Genomic DNA, 16,670 nt, shown 5'->3' on the forward strand with positions numbered 1-16,670 from the left:
AAATACTGTTTAGAATCTGTGCCGCTATGATGAACTCCGCTTCCAAGACCCCATCCCCTACGGTTAGCACCGACATGGTGCGCACCTACCTACAGGAAATTGGTCGTGTACCGCTGCTAACCCATGAACAGGAGATTATTCTGGGTAAACAAGTACAGCAAATGATGGCACTGCGGGAAAAACGCGAGGCCCTAACCAAAGAAATAGGATGTGAACCAACTTTTGAAGAATGGGCGGCTGCCTGTAACCTGACTCCAACGGAATTACGCAATCTTATCAAGCGCGGCGAACGCGCCAAGCAAAAAATGATTGAAGCCAACCTGCGGCTGGTGGTTTCGGTGGCCAAGAAGTATCAAAAACGCAACCTTGAATTGCTGGACTTGGTGCAAGAGGGCACCCTCGGTCTGGAACGGGGGGTGGAAAAGTTCGATCCCACGCGAGGCTACAAATTCTCGACCTATGCCTACTGGTGGATTCGGCAAGCCATTACGCGGGCGATCGCCCAACAGGCGCGGACGATTCGGCTGCCCATTCACATCACCGAGAAGCTCAACAAGATCAAACGCACCCAACGCGAACTGGCGCAAAAACTGGGACGGAGTGCGACTCCTGCCGAGGTGGCAGCCGCGCTAGAACTCGAACCGGAGCAAATTCGCGAATACCTGACCCTTGCTCGCCAACCCGTTTCCCTTGACCTGCGGGTCGGGGATAATCAGGACACTGAACTCGGTGAACTGCTCGAGGATGACAGTCTTTCGCCTGAGCAATTTACTACAGTGGAGTCTCTACGGGATGATGTCAACCTGTGGCTGGCAGAACTCACCCCACAACAACGGCAAGTGCTCACCCTGCGCTACGGCTTGGGGGATGGCCAAGAGCTGTCCCTTGCCAAGGTGGGTGAGCAACTCAACCTGAGTCGAGAGCGGGTGCGGCAACTGGAACGCCAAGCCCTTGATCACCTGCGGCGGCGGCGCCAGCAGCTGTATGAATACTTGGCCAGCTAAGGCGTGGATTGAGGCGCTGGATCTACAGCCCCATCCGGAGGGGGGCTATTTCCGCGAGGTCTATCGCTCAGCGAGGAGTATTCCACAAGCGGTCTTGCCCTCAGGATTTCGGGGGGGCGATCGCGCCTACTGTACAAGCATTTACTTCCTGCTTCCCTCCACGGCCTGTTCGCGACTGCACCGCATTGCTAGCGATGAACTGTGGCACTTTTACATGGGCAGTAGCCTGACAATTCATGTGATTTTACCGACGGGGGAGTATCAACCCCTGTGCTTGGGGATCAATGTGGAGCAGGGGGAGCAATTGCAGCAGGTGGTACCGGCCGGTGCATGGTTTGGGGCAACAGTGAATGCGCCAGACAGTTTTAGTCTTGTGGGCTGTACGGTGGCACCGGGATTTGACTTTCGTGATTTTGAATTGGGCGATCGCCAGCAGTTGCAGCAGCAGTTTCCCCAACACCAGCGATTGATTGAACACTTGACGCCCTAAACATTAAAAAGTGTTCGCAGGCGGCGACGAATCCAATGTAGGGGGGGCAGATTTTTGATTTCTTGGGAGTTCACTAGACCAAGTTCTTGCAGTACCTGCTGCCGTGCCGCTAACTCATGGGCAATATCTTCCGCCAATTGGGGTTGGGCTTGCAAGAGTCGCTGTACTGCCGAGCGGTGTACCACAAACAGCGTCGTTTCTTCTAGCGCCCGCACTGTCGCTGAGCGCGGCATCCCCGTAAGTACGGCAATTTCACCAAAAAACTCCCCCTCATAGAGGGTGGCTAAAATCTGATTTAGGTGCTCAGAGCGGACTTCGACAGAACCCTCAAGGACGATGTAAAAGGCATCCCCCGGATCCCCCTCACGGCAGATAATTTCCCCCACACCGTAAAATTGGCGATTGCCCAACTCAATGAGCATTTGCAATTCCGCATTGGAGCAACGGGAAAAACAACTGATATTGCGTAATAAATCAGCAAGAGAGGGTTCGGTTTTGGCCCTTTTGGGAGCCGCCGGCTCAGTCACTGCTAAGCTTTCAGGTACACTAGCCACAGAACGGTGGTAATAATGAGCCAAGGAACGCAGTTCTCCCAAGTCGCGCAACCGCAAATCCAACTGGGGAAAGGGCACTTCAATCTGCCGCTGCCGTAACTCCTGCTCAATCAGAAAATTAAGCGCGCTTTTAATGGGTTCAGAATCTTGGGGGCGGTTAATCCACACCAAGAGTTCAAAAAGGTAGGCATGCTCGCCAAAGCCGCGAAACCAAACACTGGGGGGTGGGGTCAGTAGGACGCGCGGATCCTGACGGGCAGCACTGAGGAGCGCTTCGGTGACGAGAACCGTATCACTGCCGTAGGCAACACTCACGGGGATATGGATGCGGCTATCGGGGCTACCGTAGCTCCAGTTGACGACATTTTTTTCAATAAAGCGGTTGTTGGGGACAATTACGTACTGGCTATCGTTGGTGCGGATAATCGTGGCGCGAATTGAGATTTTCTCCACCGTGCCCAGCAGGCCATCCACTTCAATAAAATCTCCAACTTTGATCGGATGTTCCAGTAGAATCGCTAGACCACTAATAAAGTTACTGGCGAGGGTTTGCAAACCAAAACCAAAACCGATCCCCAAGACCCCCGCTAGCACCGTGAGGGAACTGAGGTCAATGCCTGCGGTTTGCAGGACGATAATAAAGCCAATAAAACTCAAGCTGTAGCTAACCACACGGGTGATGGTTTCTTGGCTACCCCGATCTACCCGTAACTGCATGAGAATCCGACGCTTGAGCCACTCACTCACCCAGCGGGAGATAAAAATCACCGCAAGGGATAGAAAGAGGATTAAAAAGAGAAAGTTCAGGGTAACTTTGGTGCGCCCCAACTCCATAAAGGGAGTGTTAAACACCACTGCCACCCGCTGGAGAAGAAACTGAATCGTGCCGTCAATGCGCTCATGCCAAGGGGAAAGACTTTGAACAGATTGGAGAATCCAAGATAAAACAAGTGACCAGAGCAAAATTCGCAGTGTCAGGCGCAATAGGCTAGTGCCTAGGGAGAGCCATGGCTGAGATTGTTGGCTGGCTTTTTGGTCAAGCCGCTGTTGCAGTTGATGAATCCCCAGTTTCAGCAGAAGCCAGTCGGTGAGGATTGCAATGCCGACAATCCCCACAATTTGAGCAGCTTCAATGAACGCAACCCGCAGCCGTTGAGTTCGCGCCAGTTGAGCAATGAGAAGACCTGCAGGGGCTGTTGCTAAAAATAGACTGAGATACTTAATCATGGTCCCAAAGATTGTGCGCGAGCGGCTTTAATGACTGCCACTACGTCGGCATGTTTCCCATCCAGCGCCCACACCAAAGCCGTCCAGGAATTCTGATCCTTGGCGTTGAGATCTGCACCTGCGGCAATCAGTTGTTTGACCGTAGCCGTTTGTCCCTTGGCCGCTGCGGCCATTAGAGGCGTAAGACCAAAGGCCGTTTGAGCATTGACATTGGCACCTGCAGCTAGCAGTTTCTCAACTATGGCGGTGTGCCCGCCGCCGGCGGCGGCCATCAAGGGGGTCCAACCCTCACTATCCCCTTGGTTGACATTAACCCCTGCGGCAATCAGGGCATGGACAATTTCGGTGTGCCCTAGTTCTGCCGCTAAGGCCAGCGCTTCGGTTGTAATCTCGGTACCGCCGGCGATCGCCTCTTGGACAGCGGTCAGATCTCCTTGTGCAATGGCGATTTCAATTGCTGTCATCCCCTGCGTCATTCCCTGTACCCTGCCTCTTATAAAGAAAAGATAATCTATCTGCGTTAAAATGAGGCTTGCATTGAGTTCAGGATTGTATGCAATGGATATTATCACGCTCGGTTGGGTGGGTGTCCTCAGTGTCTTTACGCTCTCAATTGCCTTTGTGGTCTGGGGTCGCCACGGCATGTAGCCATCTAGGGCTGGAGCGATGACCGTTTCACTGGCCGATCTTCTGGTTCTGGTGGCCTTGCTGCTGCTCATTGTGGTGACGGGTGGCATTGGCTATCTTACCTTTGCGGAGTGGCGCGATCGCCGGCGTCTGCAAGCGGAGCAAAAAGAACAACGACGGAGACGCAAACGGTAATGGTAGCTCCTCTGAAGCTTTTGGGCGATCGCCTCCTCTGTGCCCTGCAAACGGTTCTGCCCTTAGAAACCTACCCTCAGCCCCTGCTGCTGCCGGCCAGTCAAGCCAAGTTTGGCGATTATCAATCGAACGTGTGTCTGACGCTTGCCAAGCAGGTCGGTAAAGCGCCGCGGGAGCTTGCCCAAGAAGTGGTATCCCATCTCAACGTTGCAGATATTTGTCAACCCGTGGAAATTGCCGGGCCGGGGTTTCTCAATTTTCGTCTCAAACCAGACTTTTTGGCGCGCAGCCTGCAAGCGGCGCTGGGGAGCGATCGCCTAGGTATTCCCAAGACACAAAAGCCACAACGGGTCGTGGTTGATTTTTCCAGCCCCAACATTGCCAAGGAAATGCACGTGGGTCACCTGCGCTCCACAATTATTGGGGACTGTATTGCCCGCATTCTGGAATTTCGGGGACACGAGGTGCTGCGGCTCAACCATGTGGGGGACTGGGGAACACAGTTTGGCATGCTCATTGCCTACCTCGACGAGGTGTATCCCGATGCCCTTACCACCGCCAATGCCCTTGATTTGGGGGACTTGGTGACATTCTACAAAAAGGCCAAGCAACGCTTTGATACTGATCCCGACTTTCAGCAAAAAGCCCGCCAGCAAGTGGTGGCCCTCCAGCAGGGGGAAGAACACAGTCGCCGCGCATGGCACCTGCTGTGTGAGCAATCCCGCCGCGAGTTTCAAAAGATCTACGATCTGCTGGATGTTCAGCTCACCGAGCGGGGGGAATCCTTCTACAACCCCTTTTTGCCGGCGGTGATTGAGGACTTAGCGGCAGCTGGCCTCCTCGTAGAAGATCAGGGGGCAAAAGTTGTCTTTCTCGAGGGCTTTACCAACAAAGAGGGGCAGCCTCAACCGTTGATTGTTCAGAAGTCCGATGGTGGCTACAACTACGCAACCACCGATTTAGCTGCCCTGCGCTATCGGATCGAAAAGGATCGGGCGGATTGGATTATCTACGTCACCGATGTGGGGCAGTCCAGCCACTTTGCCCAAGTGTTTCAAGTGGCACGGCGCGCGGGTTGGGTGCCTGAGCATGTCACGTTGACCCATGTCCCCTTTGGCTTGGTGCTCGGCGAAGATGGTAAACGGCTCAGAACCCGCGCCGGGGAAACGATTCGGCTCATGGATTTGCTCATGGAGGCGATCGCCCGCAGTCGTGCGGATTTAGAACAACGCCTTGCCACCGAGGGGCGCACCGAGTCTCCGGAATTCATTGACACCGTGGCACGGGCGATCGGTATCGGTGCCGTCAAGTATGCCGATCTCAGCCAAAACCGCAACAGCAACTACATCTTTAGCTACGACAAGATGCTCTCCCTACAGGGGAACACCGCTCCTTACCTGCTCTATGCTTATGTCCGTGTTCAGGGACTCACCCGCCGGGGGGACATTGATTGGCGCATGCTTTCATCGGAGACGGCCTTGCTCCTAGAGGATGAGACCGAGCAGAACCTTGCCAAGCACCTGGTGCAACTGGAGGAAACCTTAGATCTGGTGGGCGCGGAGCTGTTGACCAACCGCCTCTGTCAATACCTCTTTGAACTAAGCCAACTTTTCAACCAATTTTACGATCGCTGCCCTATCCTCTCGGCTGCCGAGCCGACGAAACAATCCCGTCTAACTCTCGCCTATCTCACGGCTCAAACCCTGAAGCTGGGGCTATCCCTCCTAGGAATTCGGGTTTTGGATCGGATTTAGAGCCTGCTTGCTATACTGGGGCGCAACACCACTCTTGTTTCTGGGAGTTTCTAGAGGGTGGGAGGCCTATTCTCCAAGCTCTTACTTGCGGTTATCTTCCTGCTGATCTGGCCGCATATCTACCTCATGCAGTTTTACTTTTGGTTATTTCGCCGTGAGTTGCCCAGCCGCCTAGAACTGGGTGGTTTGTTTATTATGTTGGTAATGGCAGCAGGGACGGGTCTCGGTTTCTTTGTTAGCCTCGCTGTTGGCTTGGGTCTTGTGCCGTGGCTTTGGCCAGAGGTGAGTCAAATATGGCAGCGGTTAACCATAGTTGGCATTTATCTTGTCAATTCCCTAATTTGCTTTGAACTGGGCTATCGCTGGGGGCAGCGGGAAGCAAAGCATTTATAGTGGTAAAAAGGGCTGTAATATACATTGATGGTTTGTGCGATCGCAGCAGCGCAATGATCAAAAATGATATTTGGATTCGAGCCATGGCGGCTCAAGGTATGATTCAGCCCTTTGAACCTACCCTTGTGCGGCGGGTGTCTGAGCAGCCGGTGATTAGTTTTGGTCTTTCTTCCTATGGTTACGATATTCGCCTCAGCTCCAAGGAGTTTCGGATCTTTCGCCATGTGCCGGGGACGGTGGTGGATCCCAAGAACTTTAACCCGGCAAATTTGGAGTCTGCCCCCCTTCATGAGGATGCCAATGGCGCCTTTTTCATTTTGCCTGCCCATTCCTATGGCCTTGGGGTCGCCCTAGAACGCCTCCAGGTACCGGAAAATGTGACGGTGCTGTGTATTGGGAAAAGCTCCTATGCCCGCGCGGGGATTATTGCCAACCTGACACCGGCAGAAGCGGGCTGGCGTGGCCACCTGACCTTAGAATTCTCGAATTCTTCTAGTGCCGACTGTCGCATCTATGCCAATGAGGGAGTTGTGCAATTGCTCTTTTTTGAGGGCGAACCCTGTGATGTGAGTTACGAAACACGGCGCGGCAAGTACCAAGATCAGCCGGAGGCCGTTACATTGGCACGGGTTTGAGTCAGTTGCTGTAACAGTCGTTGTGGCCCATGGTGTCCCCATTGATAGCCCTGCTGAAGATAGGGGTCTAGGCGGCGGCGAATTTGTTGATAACCCCAGAAGATCACTCCCCCCTGTAGGAAGACAGTGGTACTCACCCCCCAGAGTTCACTGCCGAAGGTCAAGCCTTGCCAACTGGAGAGATAAATTGCCGCATACCAAAGCAAGACAAATTGACTGAGACTTGCAAAAGCAGGCAGGGGGAAGGGAACAGCGTAGGCTTGGCACGCTTTGCGGATATAGGCGAGGGTACTGATCATCGCCAGCACCACATCGAAAAATCCCCCCGGCAGCAGCAGGCTCCCCACCATCTGGGCGGCCAACCACGACCATGCGGAGGTGTCTTGCGTCCCTAAAGCCGCTCCGAGGTTCTGTTCCACTTGACTGGCTTGGTGGAGAATGCGACGGGCACGCGCCTGGGGAGCCTCCTGTTGTAACCACTGTTGGAGAAGCTGTCGCAGTTCTGCAATTCCCTGCCCTGTGGTGCTGCTCACCGCAATCCCTTCAGCCATGGGCGGGTAGAGATCCGCCTTGGTGAGAATCAGCTTGTAGGAAATCCCAAGGGTGTTCAGGCGATCGCGGGCTTGGCATTCGACAGGGGTGAGACTGTCTTGGGTGACAAAAAGAACCAGATCGGCCGTCTCAACAGCGCTCCATGTCATCCTTTCCCGATCGCTACCGGCCACTTCATCCAAGCCGGGGGTATCGGTGAGATCGACGATTTGATCCTGACAGTGCCAGCGAACCGTACGCGGCCATTGCGTCGTACCATGAACGGCGCCCACGGGAAAAATCGCTTCGCCATAGAGGGCATTCAACAGGGCGGACTTACCCCGACTCACTTGACCGAGGACAACAATGTGCCATGCGCTCTGGTGGAGGCGATCGCGCAGCTCATACAGGGGTTGCCAGTGGGCACTCCATTGCGGGTGGTGCCGCTGATGCCACGCCAAGAGTTCCTCTAAACAGTGGGCGGTGACGCTTAAAATGGAGGAGTTATTCACGGCGAAAGAGTGACCAGTTGGAGGCCACCACTAAAGCAACCGCAGCCATTAAGACAACCGGTAAGGGAATCACCCACTGCCGGAGGTGCAATACGGCTTCGCTGAGCAGGAAGAGGATGATAAAGCTGGCGATCGCAATTTCCATCGGCTAGCGAGGGCGGGTCAGTTCTTCTAAAAACTCTAAAAAGAAGGCTTTTTGACCATTGGGCAAGGTGGCCTCTTGCAACGTCTGCACCCGTGCTAGGCGATCGCGCCCCCCCAGCACCGCATCCACCAACTGTGCCCCCACGAGAATGGCGCCATCCAAACGGGTGATCAGCAAACTTGCCCCTGTAAGATTGGTGTTGGTCAGATTGGCCTTTGTGAGATCCGCATTATTGAGAACGGCCTCCCTGAGGTTGGCACCCCTGAGGTTGGCACCGCGCAAATCGGCGGCATTGAGGTTTGCTCCCCGCAAATCGGCACCCTGAAGATTCCGTCCCCGCAATCGTGCATAGCTGAGGTCGCAGTTGGGACAGTTGCCCGTGCGCCGCAGTTGCTCTAAATGGGCAGGATCGGCAGCCCAAGCCGGGGCAGCGATCAGGAGTAGGAAAAGAGCAGGGGTAACCTTGACTATCATTGTACACTCTCAACGGTGTCTATTCCGAACATCCTAACCTACGCAGGCTGCACCAAATTTTCAAGGCCCTCCACCACCTGAGCGGAGAGGATCTTATCCCCTTGACGCAGCTGCCGCAGTGTTTCTTGTCCCTCTACGACATAGCCAAAGACGGCATAGCGACCGTCTAACAGATTGAGCCCGGCGGGGGTCAGTTCCGGTTCAAAGAGCAAAAAGAAAAACTGCGACGACCCCCCATTGGGATCATCACTGGGACGGGCCAAGGCAACGGTGCCATAGGCGGAAAAGGGAAGCACAGGATGTTCTAGGTAACGCCCTGCCTCCTCAAGGGTAATGCCATAGAGGGGATACTTGTCGCCCTCCACCAGAATTTCAAGGGGAATGGCGCGGTACTGGTTGGTTTTGGGATCAATAAAGCCCACCTCCGGCCCCGGTGGATCGCCCGCTTGCAGCACGTAGGATTCCTCGGCACGGGTAAAGGGCAGGCCATCGTAGAAGTGGCGTTGCACTAAGTCCACAAAGTTGCCCGCCGTGAGGGGCGCACTGTAGCCATCCACAACAATTGTGAGGTTGCCCTTGGTGGTTACCATTTCCACGGTGGCACGACCCAGCAATCGCGGCAGATGCTCATAGCCCTTGGGAGGCGTGTAGCTAAAGTTTTGAACCATCATGGCCTCTAAGTCCCCTACTTTGTCGAGAGCCGCCGCTTTGGCAGGCAAGAGTTGGCTGCGATCTTTGTTTTTGGCAGCTTCTTGGAGGGTATCAAGGGCAGTCTCTAGCTCCGCTAAAAGGGCTTTTGCTGCTGCCTCTTTCTCGGCAGGAATACTTTTGAGCAGTTCATCGGCGCGATCGCGAACAATGGCTTTGGCCCTACTGACGTTGTTGGCAATTTTTGACCACTGCTTGCCCCGCACCCAAAAGGAGATTTGTTCCAAGTCCTTTTGCAGTTCTCGTACCGTTGGATTGTCAATCGGTAAGGCCCAACGGAGCAGCGCTTTGGAATCGGTAATGGCATTTCCTTGGGGTAGGGCAGCAATTAAGGGCTGTTCAGTGGGCAGCGCGATCGCCAGCGGCGGCAGCAGGAATGTACCCAACCAGAGAAGGAATATCACCAGAAGAGCAAGCCAGCGTTTGCGTCGTTTCACCGTTTCTTCCCATGACCGTCTCCCCTCAGTGTATCGGACGGCGCGATCGCCCTCCAAGGGGAGGCATTTCATTTTTCTTTCATTTTTCTGTGCCTCCTGTGTTAGGGTGAAAAAATGAAAGGATTATGAAAGATTGCTAATCATGCGGGGTCTGAGTTGGTTAGTGGTGGGCGTGCTCCTGTTGGGCAGCTGTGCAGCCCTTGCCCCGCAGAATCGCCAACAGACCCGCCAAACCCAAATCCAGAGGGAGAAACGTCCGCTCGTGCTCACTACGTTTACGGTGCTGGCGGATATGGCGCAGCAGGTGGCGGGCGATCGCCTGCGGGTGGAGTCGCTGATGAAACCCGGTGCCGAAGTCCACGGCTATGAGTTTACTCCCCGTGACCTTGTGCGGGCGCAGGAAGCTGCCCTGATTTTAGAAAACGGTCTTGGCCTGGAACGCTGGGGCGATCGCTTCTACCCCAGTCTGCCCAATGTCCCCCGCGTCACGCTCACAGAAGGGATTACCCCGATTCCCATTCAAGAGGCTACCTACCGCGGACAACCCAACCCCCATGCCTGGATGTCGCCCCAAAATGCCCTCATTTATGTGGAGAACATTCGCAAAGCGCTCACAGACCTCGATCCTGCCGGCGCCGAGATCTATGCCGCCAACGCCGCAGCCTACCAAGCCCAAATTCGTGCCCTTGATCAGAAGCTACGTCAAGCCCTGGCCGCCCTCCCGGCCAACAAACGCTACCTCGTCACCTGTGAAGGTGCCTTCTCCTACTTGGCGCGGGACTACGCCCTCCAGGAAGTGTCTCTCTGGCCGGTCAATGCCGATCAGGAGGGGACGCCCCGCCAAATGGCGCGGGTAATTGAGATTGTGCGGCGGCAACAGATTCCCGCTGTCTTTTGTGAAAGTACCGTCAATGCCGCTCCCCAACAACAGGTGGCACGGGAGTCCGGCGCTGCCTTTGGCGGCATTTTCTACGTGGATTCCCTCTCTCCCCCCACCGGCCCTGCCCCCACCTACCTTGACCTGCTCAAGTACAACCTCCACACCCTCATTCACGGTCTCACCGGGAGGACAGCGCCGTGATTTCTAGCCCTGCCATTGATTTACAAGATGTGACGGTGGCCTATCATCGCCATGTCGCCCTCCATGGCGCAACGCTGCAACTGCCTGCAGGCACCCTCTGTGGTGTGGTGGGGATGAATGGTGCCGGCAAATCCACTCTTTTTAAGGCCATCATGGGGTTTGTCAAACCGATCCGCGGGCAGGTGCGCATTCATGGCTTACCGCAACGGCAGGTGCAACGGCAGTCCCTTGTGGCCTATGTGCCCCAAAGTGAGGAGGTGGATTGGCAGTTTCCCCTGCGGGTGTGGGATGTGGTGATGATGGGGCGCTACGGCAAAATGAACTGGCTGCGTCAACCCCAAGCGGGCGATCGCCGGCGGGTACGCGAAAGTCTAGAGCAAGTGGGACTGTGGCCGTTGCGCCACCGTCAGATCGGCGAACTCTCCGGCGGCCAAAAGAAACGGATGTTCCTGGCCCGCGCCTTTGCCCAAGAAGCCCAGGTGTTGCTCTTGGATGAACCCTTTGCCGGGGTGGACGTGAAAACGGAGAAACTGATGATCGATCTGCTGATGGCGGAGCAGCAGAAAGGGCATACGATTCTGATTGCCACCCACGATCTTGCCTCGGTGACCACCTTTTGTGATCAGGTGGTGCTGGTGAACCGCAGCATCTTGGCCTATGGCCGCACCGCCGAGGTCTTTACCCCTGAAAATCTTGCCCGCGCCTTCGAGGGATCCCTCGGCATCCCCCGCCGTTGTGACTAGCCCCAACGAATGGGGGTACCACAGGGATAGGTGGCCACAGGCACTTCTGGAGGTAGCTCTTTGACCTTGTGCTGAAGTTGCGCTTGTAGGTAGAGCTGCTGCAGGCGTTCCACCATTTCTTGGCGGCGATCGTAGAGCCGCTTCAGGGGACGGGGTTGGCAGCGATTGAGGCAGTAGGCGGTGAGGATGGGCAGGGCGATCGTGCTATCGGTATAGCAGACCACGGTATCGCGCAGTCCTTGGGGATCCACCTTGCCCCAACTGACGGCTTCACTGGGCACGGCGCCTGAGAGGCCACCGGTATCCGGACGGGCATCGGTAATTTGAATAAAGTAATCGTGCCCCCGTTCCTCTAGTCCCAAGACTTCATGGATTTGCGGCTGGGTTTGCAGCAGGAAGTTTTTCGGACTCCCCCCACCAATAATGAGAGCGGCGCTCTTGCCCTTCCCCGCGGCGGCTTCCCGGGCAAAGTAGGCAATGGCCGCGGTTTCATTGACATCAATGGCAGGGTCAAGAATCAGTTTCGAGCCTTCTAGGGCGATCGCCGCCACATTCATGCCAATGGAGCTATCGCCGGGAGAAGAGGTATAAATGGGTACACCGCACTCGTAGGCCGTGGCCAACAGACAGGAATAGGGTTGTCCCCGCTGCACTTCCAGTTCCCGCACATAGCGCCCTAGGTGGTAGTGAAACTCAGCGGTGCCCATGCGGCGTTGGAACGTTTCACTGCGCAGCACCTGCCGCAAAAAGGCATCGGTTTCAAGGAGCACATCATAGTCAAAGATAATGTCATAGATGCGAATTTTGCTTTCTTTGCGCAGTTGTACATCATCCACAAAGGGATGCGCCGCATAGAGATGCAGGCCGAGGGCATAGTGAATATCGTGGTAGAGGTTTGCGCCGGTGCTAATGATGTAATCCACAAAGCCAGCCCGCACTAAGGGCGCCAAGGCGGAGATACCCAACCCCGTGGGGGTCATCGCCCCTGAGAGGCTCAGGCCAACCGTCACTTCTGGCTGGAAGACCCGTTGGCTCAGAAGTTGGCAGATTTCCCGCAAGCGTGCCGAGTTGTAGGCCGTAAAGTATTTATCAATAAGTTCTGCTAAGCTGATATTGTCGGGAATCGGTGCAGGGGTAATGGGGGTAGCAAATGCAGACATCGGTCGTTCCTCGCAAGCGAATTCCACAGCAGGCACCACCGCGCAGTCGGGAACTTCCCTAACCACAGCATTGTTTAACCCGCTGAGGGGTGTCTAGTGATCTTTAGTTGTGAAAAACTTGAAGTGAAGTAACCGTGTTTAACACGCTCAACACTTCTGATCGACCCAGTTCACAGAGGGGTGAACACTTGCAGGCCGATCAGCTCATACTCGGCCCTTCGCAATTATCCACAACCGAAAGTGCAGGGATGGCTGCTCGCCGCTGGCGCAACCCCATTTCGAGATACCAAGTGGTGATGTTGGGATAACCCATCAACGTCAATTGTTTCACTGTTGACAAGTCCCATACCCTTACATTACGAGATCACTATAACACTTCATTACCCAATTTGCCGTGCGCGTCGCCTATTATGCTTTTGCTGCCTGTTTTAGTATCTTCGTTATTCTCTACGTTTTGCGGGGCATCGGTTGGCTGACGATGCTGCCGGGGGGAATTTTCTTGAGCCTCGCCATTGCCAGTTGGTTTACAGCGCTTTGGTCGGTTCTCACCTTTTTGAAACAGCGTTACTAACCCCTTACTACCCTCGCTCTATGAGGCTACTGCCAGTTGGGGCGATTCTAGGGACAGCGGTTGCAGGGGTATGGTCGTTGACGCGGTTGGTAATAGGGCAGTGCGAAACTGGGGTGAGTTCCCATGCCAAAACTCAGCCACAAAGGCAGTGGCGTTGTTGGTCACAACATTGACCACAGGATGCAGGCCGAAAAACATGGCACCAAAGGTAACGGCTAAATTTGGCAGAGAAATCAAGGCCACATTTTGATAGGTACGCTCTAGGGCATCACGGGCAATGGCAATCCCACGGCCAAGGGCAGACCAGTCGCCATCCAAGAGAATGACCACTTTGGCATTGGGGGCAAAGGTGGGGGGCTGCCAGCGAATCGGTAACCATGTGGGTGCAGGACAGGAGCACGTTTCACCAAAGCTCATCCACCCTACCCGCCGCCGGTTAGCCATGAGGTAGGCCTGAAGATCAGCGAGGCGATCGCTGGTGAGATCAGTCGTGCCCTCAAGGGGCGTGCCTTGATCTTGAAGCAGATAGATATGAAGGCCAAGCTGTCGCAATTGCTGAATCAATCGTTGTGCCTGTTGGGGCTGGGGAAGACCCGCGCGAGCATCAATCACCAAGCTCTCTATTTGTGCCAGTTGCTCTAACGTCCCGGCGGTGGGTAAGTACACTCCCTGTTGTACGGCAAAGACCTGTGCTGAGAGCATCACTGTCCGCAGCGACAGTTGCACACCACTGCCAAAGTCAAATTGCAGGGGGGCGATCGCCGGCCCATAGGCACCCGTAGCCAACCAGAGGGCACCACTGAGAGCAAGGGTTGGCAGCACCGCATGGCGGGCAAATTCCCCCTGTTGGTGGGCAAGGGGACTGTCATAGACCGGTTCAGTGTGTAGCAGATTCGTAATTAGACCAAGGCGCGTTTGCCAACCGGTGCGCCTCACGCGCAGTTGAACTTGTCCTGTGAGAATTTGACAGCCTGCATAGAGGGCATCGCCGGGGCGGCAGACCCGCACCTGTCGGGAGGATTCAAAATGGGCAGGCTCCACTTCAGCGAGTCCTGCAACAACACAGCCATCGGCAGGGACAACATCCCCCGGCTGCAACCACAGGAGATCCCCTGTTTGCAACTCCTGACTTTCAATTGTGAGGGAGTGCCCTTGACGTTCCACCGTCAGGTGTTCATAATGCGCCATTAAGACACTGGGATAGCGATCCAACTGGTGTCGTCGCTGGCGATCGCGCACATCTGCCCGTGCCCCAACTAGAGTGGTCTTCAATGCAGGCGCTAAGAACTGGCCATTGACGGTATGCAATGCCATCCAGAGGCCATCGAGCAAATCCACATTGGGGGGATGCCCCTGATGTATCTGATGCCCCACCCGCTGAAACCAAGGCCAAGCACTGGCCAAGACCGTTGCCCCGACAACCGCGAAAGGCAATTCCAAGGGCACACTGAGGAGCGAGACCCCCAAGGCCACCAAGGGCAATCCCAAGCGCTCCCAGTCAGTTTCAAGGCGAGCATCGGCCTCTACTTGCGCTTCGTAATCTTCGAGGGCGATCGCATCCGCAGGAGCCGCACTGGCCGGAAAAAGCTGCGGCATGGCCACCATCGCCTGTTCAAAACACTGATTCAACCGCTCATAGACCGCCGCTTCATCGAGCAAATGGGGTTGATAGTGTACCACCACTGTTGCTGCCTGTGGATTGAGACGCACCTGCTCGACGATCGCCAAGGACTCCAGCAACTGCACCAATAACTCCCCATAGTTGGCATCCCACTGCACACGGGGCACGCGAAAGCGAACTCGTCCTGTTGTGGCATGAACAATTTGCTGTTCCATGGCGACTTAACAAACCAAAGTTATAACGACTACACTTTAGGGAGTAACGTTCTGTAGAGGACTCCACCATGCTACCCAACCGTGAAAGACAACGTGTTCCCGAAGTTACTTTTCGCACTCGTGAAGGGGATCAATGGGTCAATGTGACCACCCAATGATCTGTTCAATGGCAAAACGGTGGTTGTGTTTGCTTTACCCGGTGTTTTTACGCCGACCTGTTCTTCAACCCATCTCCCCGGCTATAACGAATTGGCACCCCTATTTCGCGAATAAGGAGCTGCGCTATATCCTCTCGGAATTGCATCAAAACCTCCAAGATACCTGCAACGAAGCGGGTATCGAGATCATGTCACCAAGTTACTTGGCACTACGGGATGGCAACACCAGCACAATTCTCAGTAACTACCTAGGGGATGACTATCTCCCCCCCTGATTCCGCATTACCCTACCGAAATAGCACTGGATACTTGCTAGGCTGGACTCAGACAAGGTTTGGAGCAGCAGATCATGAGTTTTCTTGGCAATATCATTTGGCTGATTTTTGGCGGCTTCCTCACGGGCATTGGCTATATGCTGGGTGGTCTAACGCTGTGCCTAACGATCATTGGCATTCCCTTTGGGATTAAAACGATTCAACTGGGCTGGAGTGCTCTATTGCCTTTTGGCAAGCAAATTGTAGAAACACCTGATGCTAACAGCACCCTAGCAATGATTTTTAATATCCTGTGGCTTTTAGTGGTGGGCTGGGGTATTGCCCTCAATCACCTATTTTGGGGTGCTTTTGGCGGTGACGATCATTGGCCTGCCCTTTGCCCAGCAGCACTTTAAGCTGATGATTCTCGGATTGCTTCCCTTTGGCCGCGAGTTAAGGTAATTCCTAAGGACAGGGGGCTATGAGACCCCCTCGGTGCTTTACTCTCAAGTTCTACTTGAGGATGCCAAAGTAGTAGGCGGCAACTAAGAAGTTAATGGCTAACAGCAGCACAGCCCAGAAGGTGCGGAAAGCGTAGGTGGGTTTTGCAGATTTTGTTGCCATAGTTGACATCCTCTTAATTGGAAACGGCTACCTTATTATACGCCGATAGTCTCCTGTATGCTGAGGGCAACGTGATATACTGCAATCAAATCTAGCTGCGAGCTAGACTGCCTAGGGTCTGGAAAATCAAAAATAATCCGAAGCCCAAGGTTAGCCCAAAGGTTGCTAGAGTATATTTTTAAGGCTGCTGATTCGTTATAAGGGTTCTGTTTATGTCCAGTGCATTGTCCGTTACCGATGCTACTTTTGAGCAAGAAGTATTAAATAGCGATATTCCTGTACTCGTTGATTTTTGGGCACCATGGTGTGGACCCTGCCGTATGGTAGCGCCCGTTGTTGATGAAATTGCCAATGAATATCAAGGCAGAGTAAAAGTCGTTAAGGTGAATACTGACGAAAACTCGAAGGTGGCGACCGACTTCGGTATTCGTAGCATCCCGACGCTGATGATTTTCAAGGGCGGCCAAAAGGTAGATATTTTGGTGGGCGCGGTGCCAAAAACAAAAATTGAAGCGACCCTCGAGCAGTTTCTGTAGGTTGGGCTTACCTCTGCTGGT

At 54.5% G+C, this 16,670-nt stretch carries 21 protein-coding genes and 2 pseudogenes; 13 read left to right on the top strand and 10 right to left on the bottom strand.

Annotated elements, in window-relative coordinates; translation table 11 throughout:
- Positions 1-26: 26 nt before the first annotated feature.
- Both ACK4IR_RS02620 and ACK4IR_RS02625 read left to right on the top strand, forming a co-directional pair.
- A complete protein-coding gene (locus ACK4IR_RS02620) occupies positions 27-1,004 on the top strand; it encodes an RNA polymerase sigma factor, RpoD/SigA family (protein WP_409872193.1) in 978 nt (325 codons plus the stop codon).
- A complete protein-coding gene (locus ACK4IR_RS02625; RefSeq protein WP_409872194.1) occupies positions 985-1,494 on the top strand; it encodes a cupin domain-containing protein in 510 nt (169 codons plus the stop codon). Before ACK4IR_RS02620 ends, ACK4IR_RS02625 begins: the two co-directional genes overlap by 20 nt.
- Here ACK4IR_RS02625 and ACK4IR_RS02630 read toward each other — a convergent pair.
- Together ACK4IR_RS02630 and ACK4IR_RS02635 are read right to left on the bottom strand one after the other, a co-directional pair.
- Positions 1,491-3,275, bottom strand: coding sequence for a cyclic nucleotide-binding domain-containing protein (locus tag ACK4IR_RS02630; protein WP_409872197.1), 1,785 nt, complete (start codon positions 3,273-3,275; stop codon positions 1,491-1,493). The genes ACK4IR_RS02625 and ACK4IR_RS02630 overlap by 4 nt on opposite strands.
- On the bottom strand, positions 3,272-3,739 hold the full coding sequence (locus ACK4IR_RS02635; RefSeq protein WP_409872199.1) for an ankyrin repeat domain-containing protein: 468 nt from the start codon (positions 3,737-3,739) through the stop codon (positions 3,272-3,274). The genes ACK4IR_RS02630 and ACK4IR_RS02635 overlap by 4 nt, the downstream gene beginning before the upstream one ends.
- Positions 3,740-3,833: 94 nt before the next feature.
- On the opposite strand from ACK4IR_RS02635, the gene petN reads away from it, so the two are divergent.
- From petN to dcd, 5 genes are read left to right on the top strand one after another with little or no spacing between them, the layout of a single operon-like run.
- Positions 3,834-3,923, top strand: a complete 90-nt coding sequence (petN, locus tag ACK4IR_RS02640) for a cytochrome b6-f complex subunit PetN (protein WP_011056671.1) — start codon at positions 3,834-3,836, stop codon at positions 3,921-3,923.
- Positions 3,924-3,941: 18 nt separating this feature from the next.
- Entirely contained in the window at positions 3,942-4,097 is a 156-nt protein-coding gene (locus ACK4IR_RS02645) for a hypothetical protein (RefSeq protein WP_409872201.1), read from the top strand.
- On the top strand, positions 4,097-5,851 hold the full coding sequence (argS, locus tag ACK4IR_RS02650; RefSeq protein ID WP_409872204.1) for an arginine--tRNA ligase: 1,755 nt from the start codon (positions 4,097-4,099) through the stop codon (positions 5,849-5,851). Before ACK4IR_RS02645 ends, argS begins: the two co-directional genes overlap by 1 nt.
- Before the next feature lie 57 nt (positions 5,852-5,908).
- The gene (locus ACK4IR_RS02655; RefSeq protein ID WP_409872207.1) at positions 5,909-6,244 is read left to right on the top strand and encodes a hypothetical protein; all 336 of its coding nucleotides are present in this window, start codon (positions 5,909-5,911) and stop codon (positions 6,242-6,244) included.
- A 53-nt stretch (positions 6,245-6,297) separates the two neighbouring features.
- Complete coding sequence (gene dcd / locus ACK4IR_RS02660; protein WP_409872210.1) at positions 6,298-6,879, top strand: dCTP deaminase; 582 nt, start codon at positions 6,298-6,300, stop codon at positions 6,877-6,879.
- Here dcd and ACK4IR_RS02665 read toward each other — a convergent pair.
- From ACK4IR_RS02665 to ACK4IR_RS02680, 4 genes are read right to left on the bottom strand one after another with little or no spacing between them, the layout of a single operon-like run.
- Positions 6,846-7,922, bottom strand: coding sequence for an Era-like GTP-binding protein (locus ACK4IR_RS02665; protein WP_409872212.1), 1,077 nt, complete (start codon positions 7,920-7,922; stop codon positions 6,846-6,848). The two genes, dcd and ACK4IR_RS02665, sit on opposite strands and share 34 nt — an antisense overlap.
- Positions 7,915-8,067 carry a hypothetical protein gene (locus ACK4IR_RS02670; protein ID WP_409872215.1) on the bottom strand — a complete coding sequence of 51 codons (153 nt, stop codon included), beginning with the start codon at positions 8,065-8,067 and terminating at the stop codon, positions 7,915-7,917. Before ACK4IR_RS02670 ends, ACK4IR_RS02665 begins: the two co-directional genes overlap by 8 nt.
- 3 nt (positions 8,068-8,070) lie before the next feature.
- Positions 8,071-8,541 (bottom strand): pentapeptide repeat-containing protein, encoded by a 471-nt coding sequence (locus tag ACK4IR_RS02675; protein ID WP_409872217.1) that lies wholly within the window; start codon positions 8,539-8,541, stop codon positions 8,071-8,073.
- A 38-nt stretch (positions 8,542-8,579) separates the two neighbouring features.
- Positions 8,580-9,758: a peptidylprolyl isomerase gene (locus ACK4IR_RS02680; protein WP_409872220.1), complete on the bottom strand. Its 1,179-nt coding sequence runs from the start codon at positions 9,756-9,758 to the stop codon at positions 8,580-8,582.
- A gap of 70 nt (positions 9,759-9,828) precedes the next feature.
- Here ACK4IR_RS02680 and ACK4IR_RS02685 point away from each other — a divergent pair, with 70 nt between their 5' ends.
- Together ACK4IR_RS02685 and ACK4IR_RS02690 are read left to right on the top strand one after the other, a co-directional pair.
- On the top strand, positions 9,829-10,767 hold the full coding sequence (locus tag ACK4IR_RS02685; protein WP_409872223.1) for a metal ABC transporter substrate-binding protein: 939 nt from the start codon (positions 9,829-9,831) through the stop codon (positions 10,765-10,767).
- Entirely contained in the window at positions 10,767-11,510 is a 744-nt protein-coding gene (locus tag ACK4IR_RS02690; protein ID WP_409872374.1) for a metal ABC transporter ATP-binding protein, read from the top strand. Before ACK4IR_RS02685 ends, ACK4IR_RS02690 begins: the two co-directional genes overlap by 1 nt.
- On the opposite strand, the gene ACK4IR_RS02695 is transcribed toward ACK4IR_RS02690, so the two are convergent.
- Together ACK4IR_RS02695 and ACK4IR_RS02700 are read right to left on the bottom strand one after the other, a co-directional pair.
- Positions 11,507-12,670: a homospermidine biosynthesis protein gene (locus ACK4IR_RS02695; RefSeq protein ID WP_409872225.1), complete on the bottom strand. Its 1,164-nt coding sequence runs from the start codon at positions 12,668-12,670 to the stop codon at positions 11,507-11,509. The genes ACK4IR_RS02690 and ACK4IR_RS02695 overlap by 4 nt on opposite strands.
- A 199-nt stretch (positions 12,671-12,869) precedes the next feature.
- Complete coding sequence (locus ACK4IR_RS02700) at positions 12,870-13,010, bottom strand: hypothetical protein (RefSeq protein ID WP_286668883.1); 141 nt, start codon at positions 13,008-13,010, stop codon at positions 12,870-12,872.
- 54 nt (positions 13,011-13,064) lie between these two features.
- Between ACK4IR_RS02700 and ACK4IR_RS02705 the strand changes: the two genes are divergently transcribed.
- The gene (locus ACK4IR_RS02705) at positions 13,065-13,241 is read left to right on the top strand and encodes a hypothetical protein (protein WP_409872228.1); all 177 of its coding nucleotides are present in this window, start codon (positions 13,065-13,067) and stop codon (positions 13,239-13,241) included.
- Positions 13,242-13,259: 18 nt separating this feature from the next.
- Here the strand turns inward: ACK4IR_RS02705 and ACK4IR_RS02710 are convergent, their stop codons facing one another.
- Positions 13,260-15,077 (bottom strand): HMA2 domain-containing protein, encoded by a 1,818-nt coding sequence (locus ACK4IR_RS02710; RefSeq protein ID WP_409872231.1) that lies wholly within the window; start codon positions 15,075-15,077, stop codon positions 13,260-13,262.
- Positions 15,078-15,145: 68 nt separating this feature from the next.
- On the opposite strand from ACK4IR_RS02710, the pseudogene ACK4IR_RS02715 reads away from it, so the two are divergent.
- Positions 15,146-15,347 (top strand): annotated as a pseudogene (locus ACK4IR_RS02715) (redoxin family protein); the annotation flags it as partial.
- 237 nt (positions 15,348-15,584) lie between these two features.
- A pseudogene (locus ACK4IR_RS02720) lies at positions 15,585-15,951 on the top strand (YccF domain-containing protein).
- Positions 15,952-16,002: 51 nt separating this feature from the next.
- Here ACK4IR_RS02720 and psaX read toward each other — a convergent pair.
- Entirely contained in the window at positions 16,003-16,113 is a 111-nt protein-coding gene (gene psaX, locus ACK4IR_RS02725) for a photosystem I protein PsaX (protein ID WP_081711791.1), read from the bottom strand.
- A 212-nt stretch (positions 16,114-16,325) separates the two neighbouring features.
- Between psaX and trxA the strand changes: the two genes are divergently transcribed.
- Positions 16,326-16,649, top strand: coding sequence for a thioredoxin (gene trxA / locus ACK4IR_RS02730; RefSeq protein ID WP_409872234.1), 324 nt, complete (start codon positions 16,326-16,328; stop codon positions 16,647-16,649).
- The last annotated feature ends 21 nt before the right edge of the window (positions 16,650-16,670 follow it).

The sequence above is a fragment of the Thermosynechococcus sp. genome, assembly GCF_046299635.1.
In the GTDB taxonomy this organism is placed as follows: domain Bacteria; phylum Cyanobacteriota; class Cyanobacteriia; order Thermosynechococcales; family Thermosynechococcaceae; genus Thermosynechococcus.

Coding starts and splice junctions, on each gene's coding strand:
- ACK4IR_RS02620 (WP_409872193.1), top strand. CDS start 27: ATGATGAACTCCGCTTCCAAGACCCCATCCCCTACGGTTAGCACCGAC.
- ACK4IR_RS02625 (WP_409872194.1), top strand. CDS start 985: ATGAATACTTGGCCAGCTAAGGCGTGGATTGAGGCGCTGGATCTACAG.
- ACK4IR_RS02630 (WP_409872197.1), bottom strand. CDS start 3,275: ATGATTAAGTATCTCAGTCTATTTTTAGCAACAGCCCCTGCAGGTCTT.
- ACK4IR_RS02635 (WP_409872199.1), bottom strand. CDS start 3,739: ATGACAGCAATTGAAATCGCCATTGCACAAGGAGATCTGACCGCTGTC.
- petN (WP_011056671.1), top strand. CDS start 3,834: ATGGATATTATCACGCTCGGTTGGGTGGGTGTCCTCAGTGTCTTTACG.
- ACK4IR_RS02645 (WP_409872201.1), top strand. CDS start 3,942: ATGACCGTTTCACTGGCCGATCTTCTGGTTCTGGTGGCCTTGCTGCTG.
- argS (WP_409872204.1), top strand. CDS start 4,097: ATGGTAGCTCCTCTGAAGCTTTTGGGCGATCGCCTCCTCTGTGCCCTG.
- dcd (WP_409872210.1), top strand. CDS start 6,298: ATGATCAAAAATGATATTTGGATTCGAGCCATGGCGGCTCAAGGTATG.
- ACK4IR_RS02670 (WP_409872215.1), bottom strand. CDS start 8,067: ATGGAAATTGCGATCGCCAGCTTTATCATCCTCTTCCTGCTCAGCGAA.
- ACK4IR_RS02675 (WP_409872217.1), bottom strand. CDS start 8,541: ATGATAGTCAAGGTTACCCCTGCTCTTTTCCTACTCCTGATCGCTGCC.
- ACK4IR_RS02680 (WP_409872220.1), bottom strand. CDS start 9,758: ATGAAATGCCTCCCCTTGGAGGGCGATCGCGCCGTCCGATACACTGAG.
- ACK4IR_RS02685 (WP_409872223.1), top strand. CDS start 9,829: ATGCGGGGTCTGAGTTGGTTAGTGGTGGGCGTGCTCCTGTTGGGCAGC.
- ACK4IR_RS02695 (WP_409872225.1), bottom strand. CDS start 12,670: ATGTCTGCATTTGCTACCCCCATTACCCCTGCACCGATTCCCGACAAT.
- ACK4IR_RS02710 (WP_409872231.1), bottom strand. CDS start 15,077: ATGGAACAGCAAATTGTTCATGCCACAACAGGACGAGTTCGCTTTCGC.
- psaX (WP_081711791.1), bottom strand. CDS start 16,113: ATGGCAACAAAATCTGCAAAACCCACCTACGCTTTCCGCACCTTCTGG.
- trxA (WP_409872234.1), top strand. CDS start 16,326: ATGTCCAGTGCATTGTCCGTTACCGATGCTACTTTTGAGCAAGAAGTA.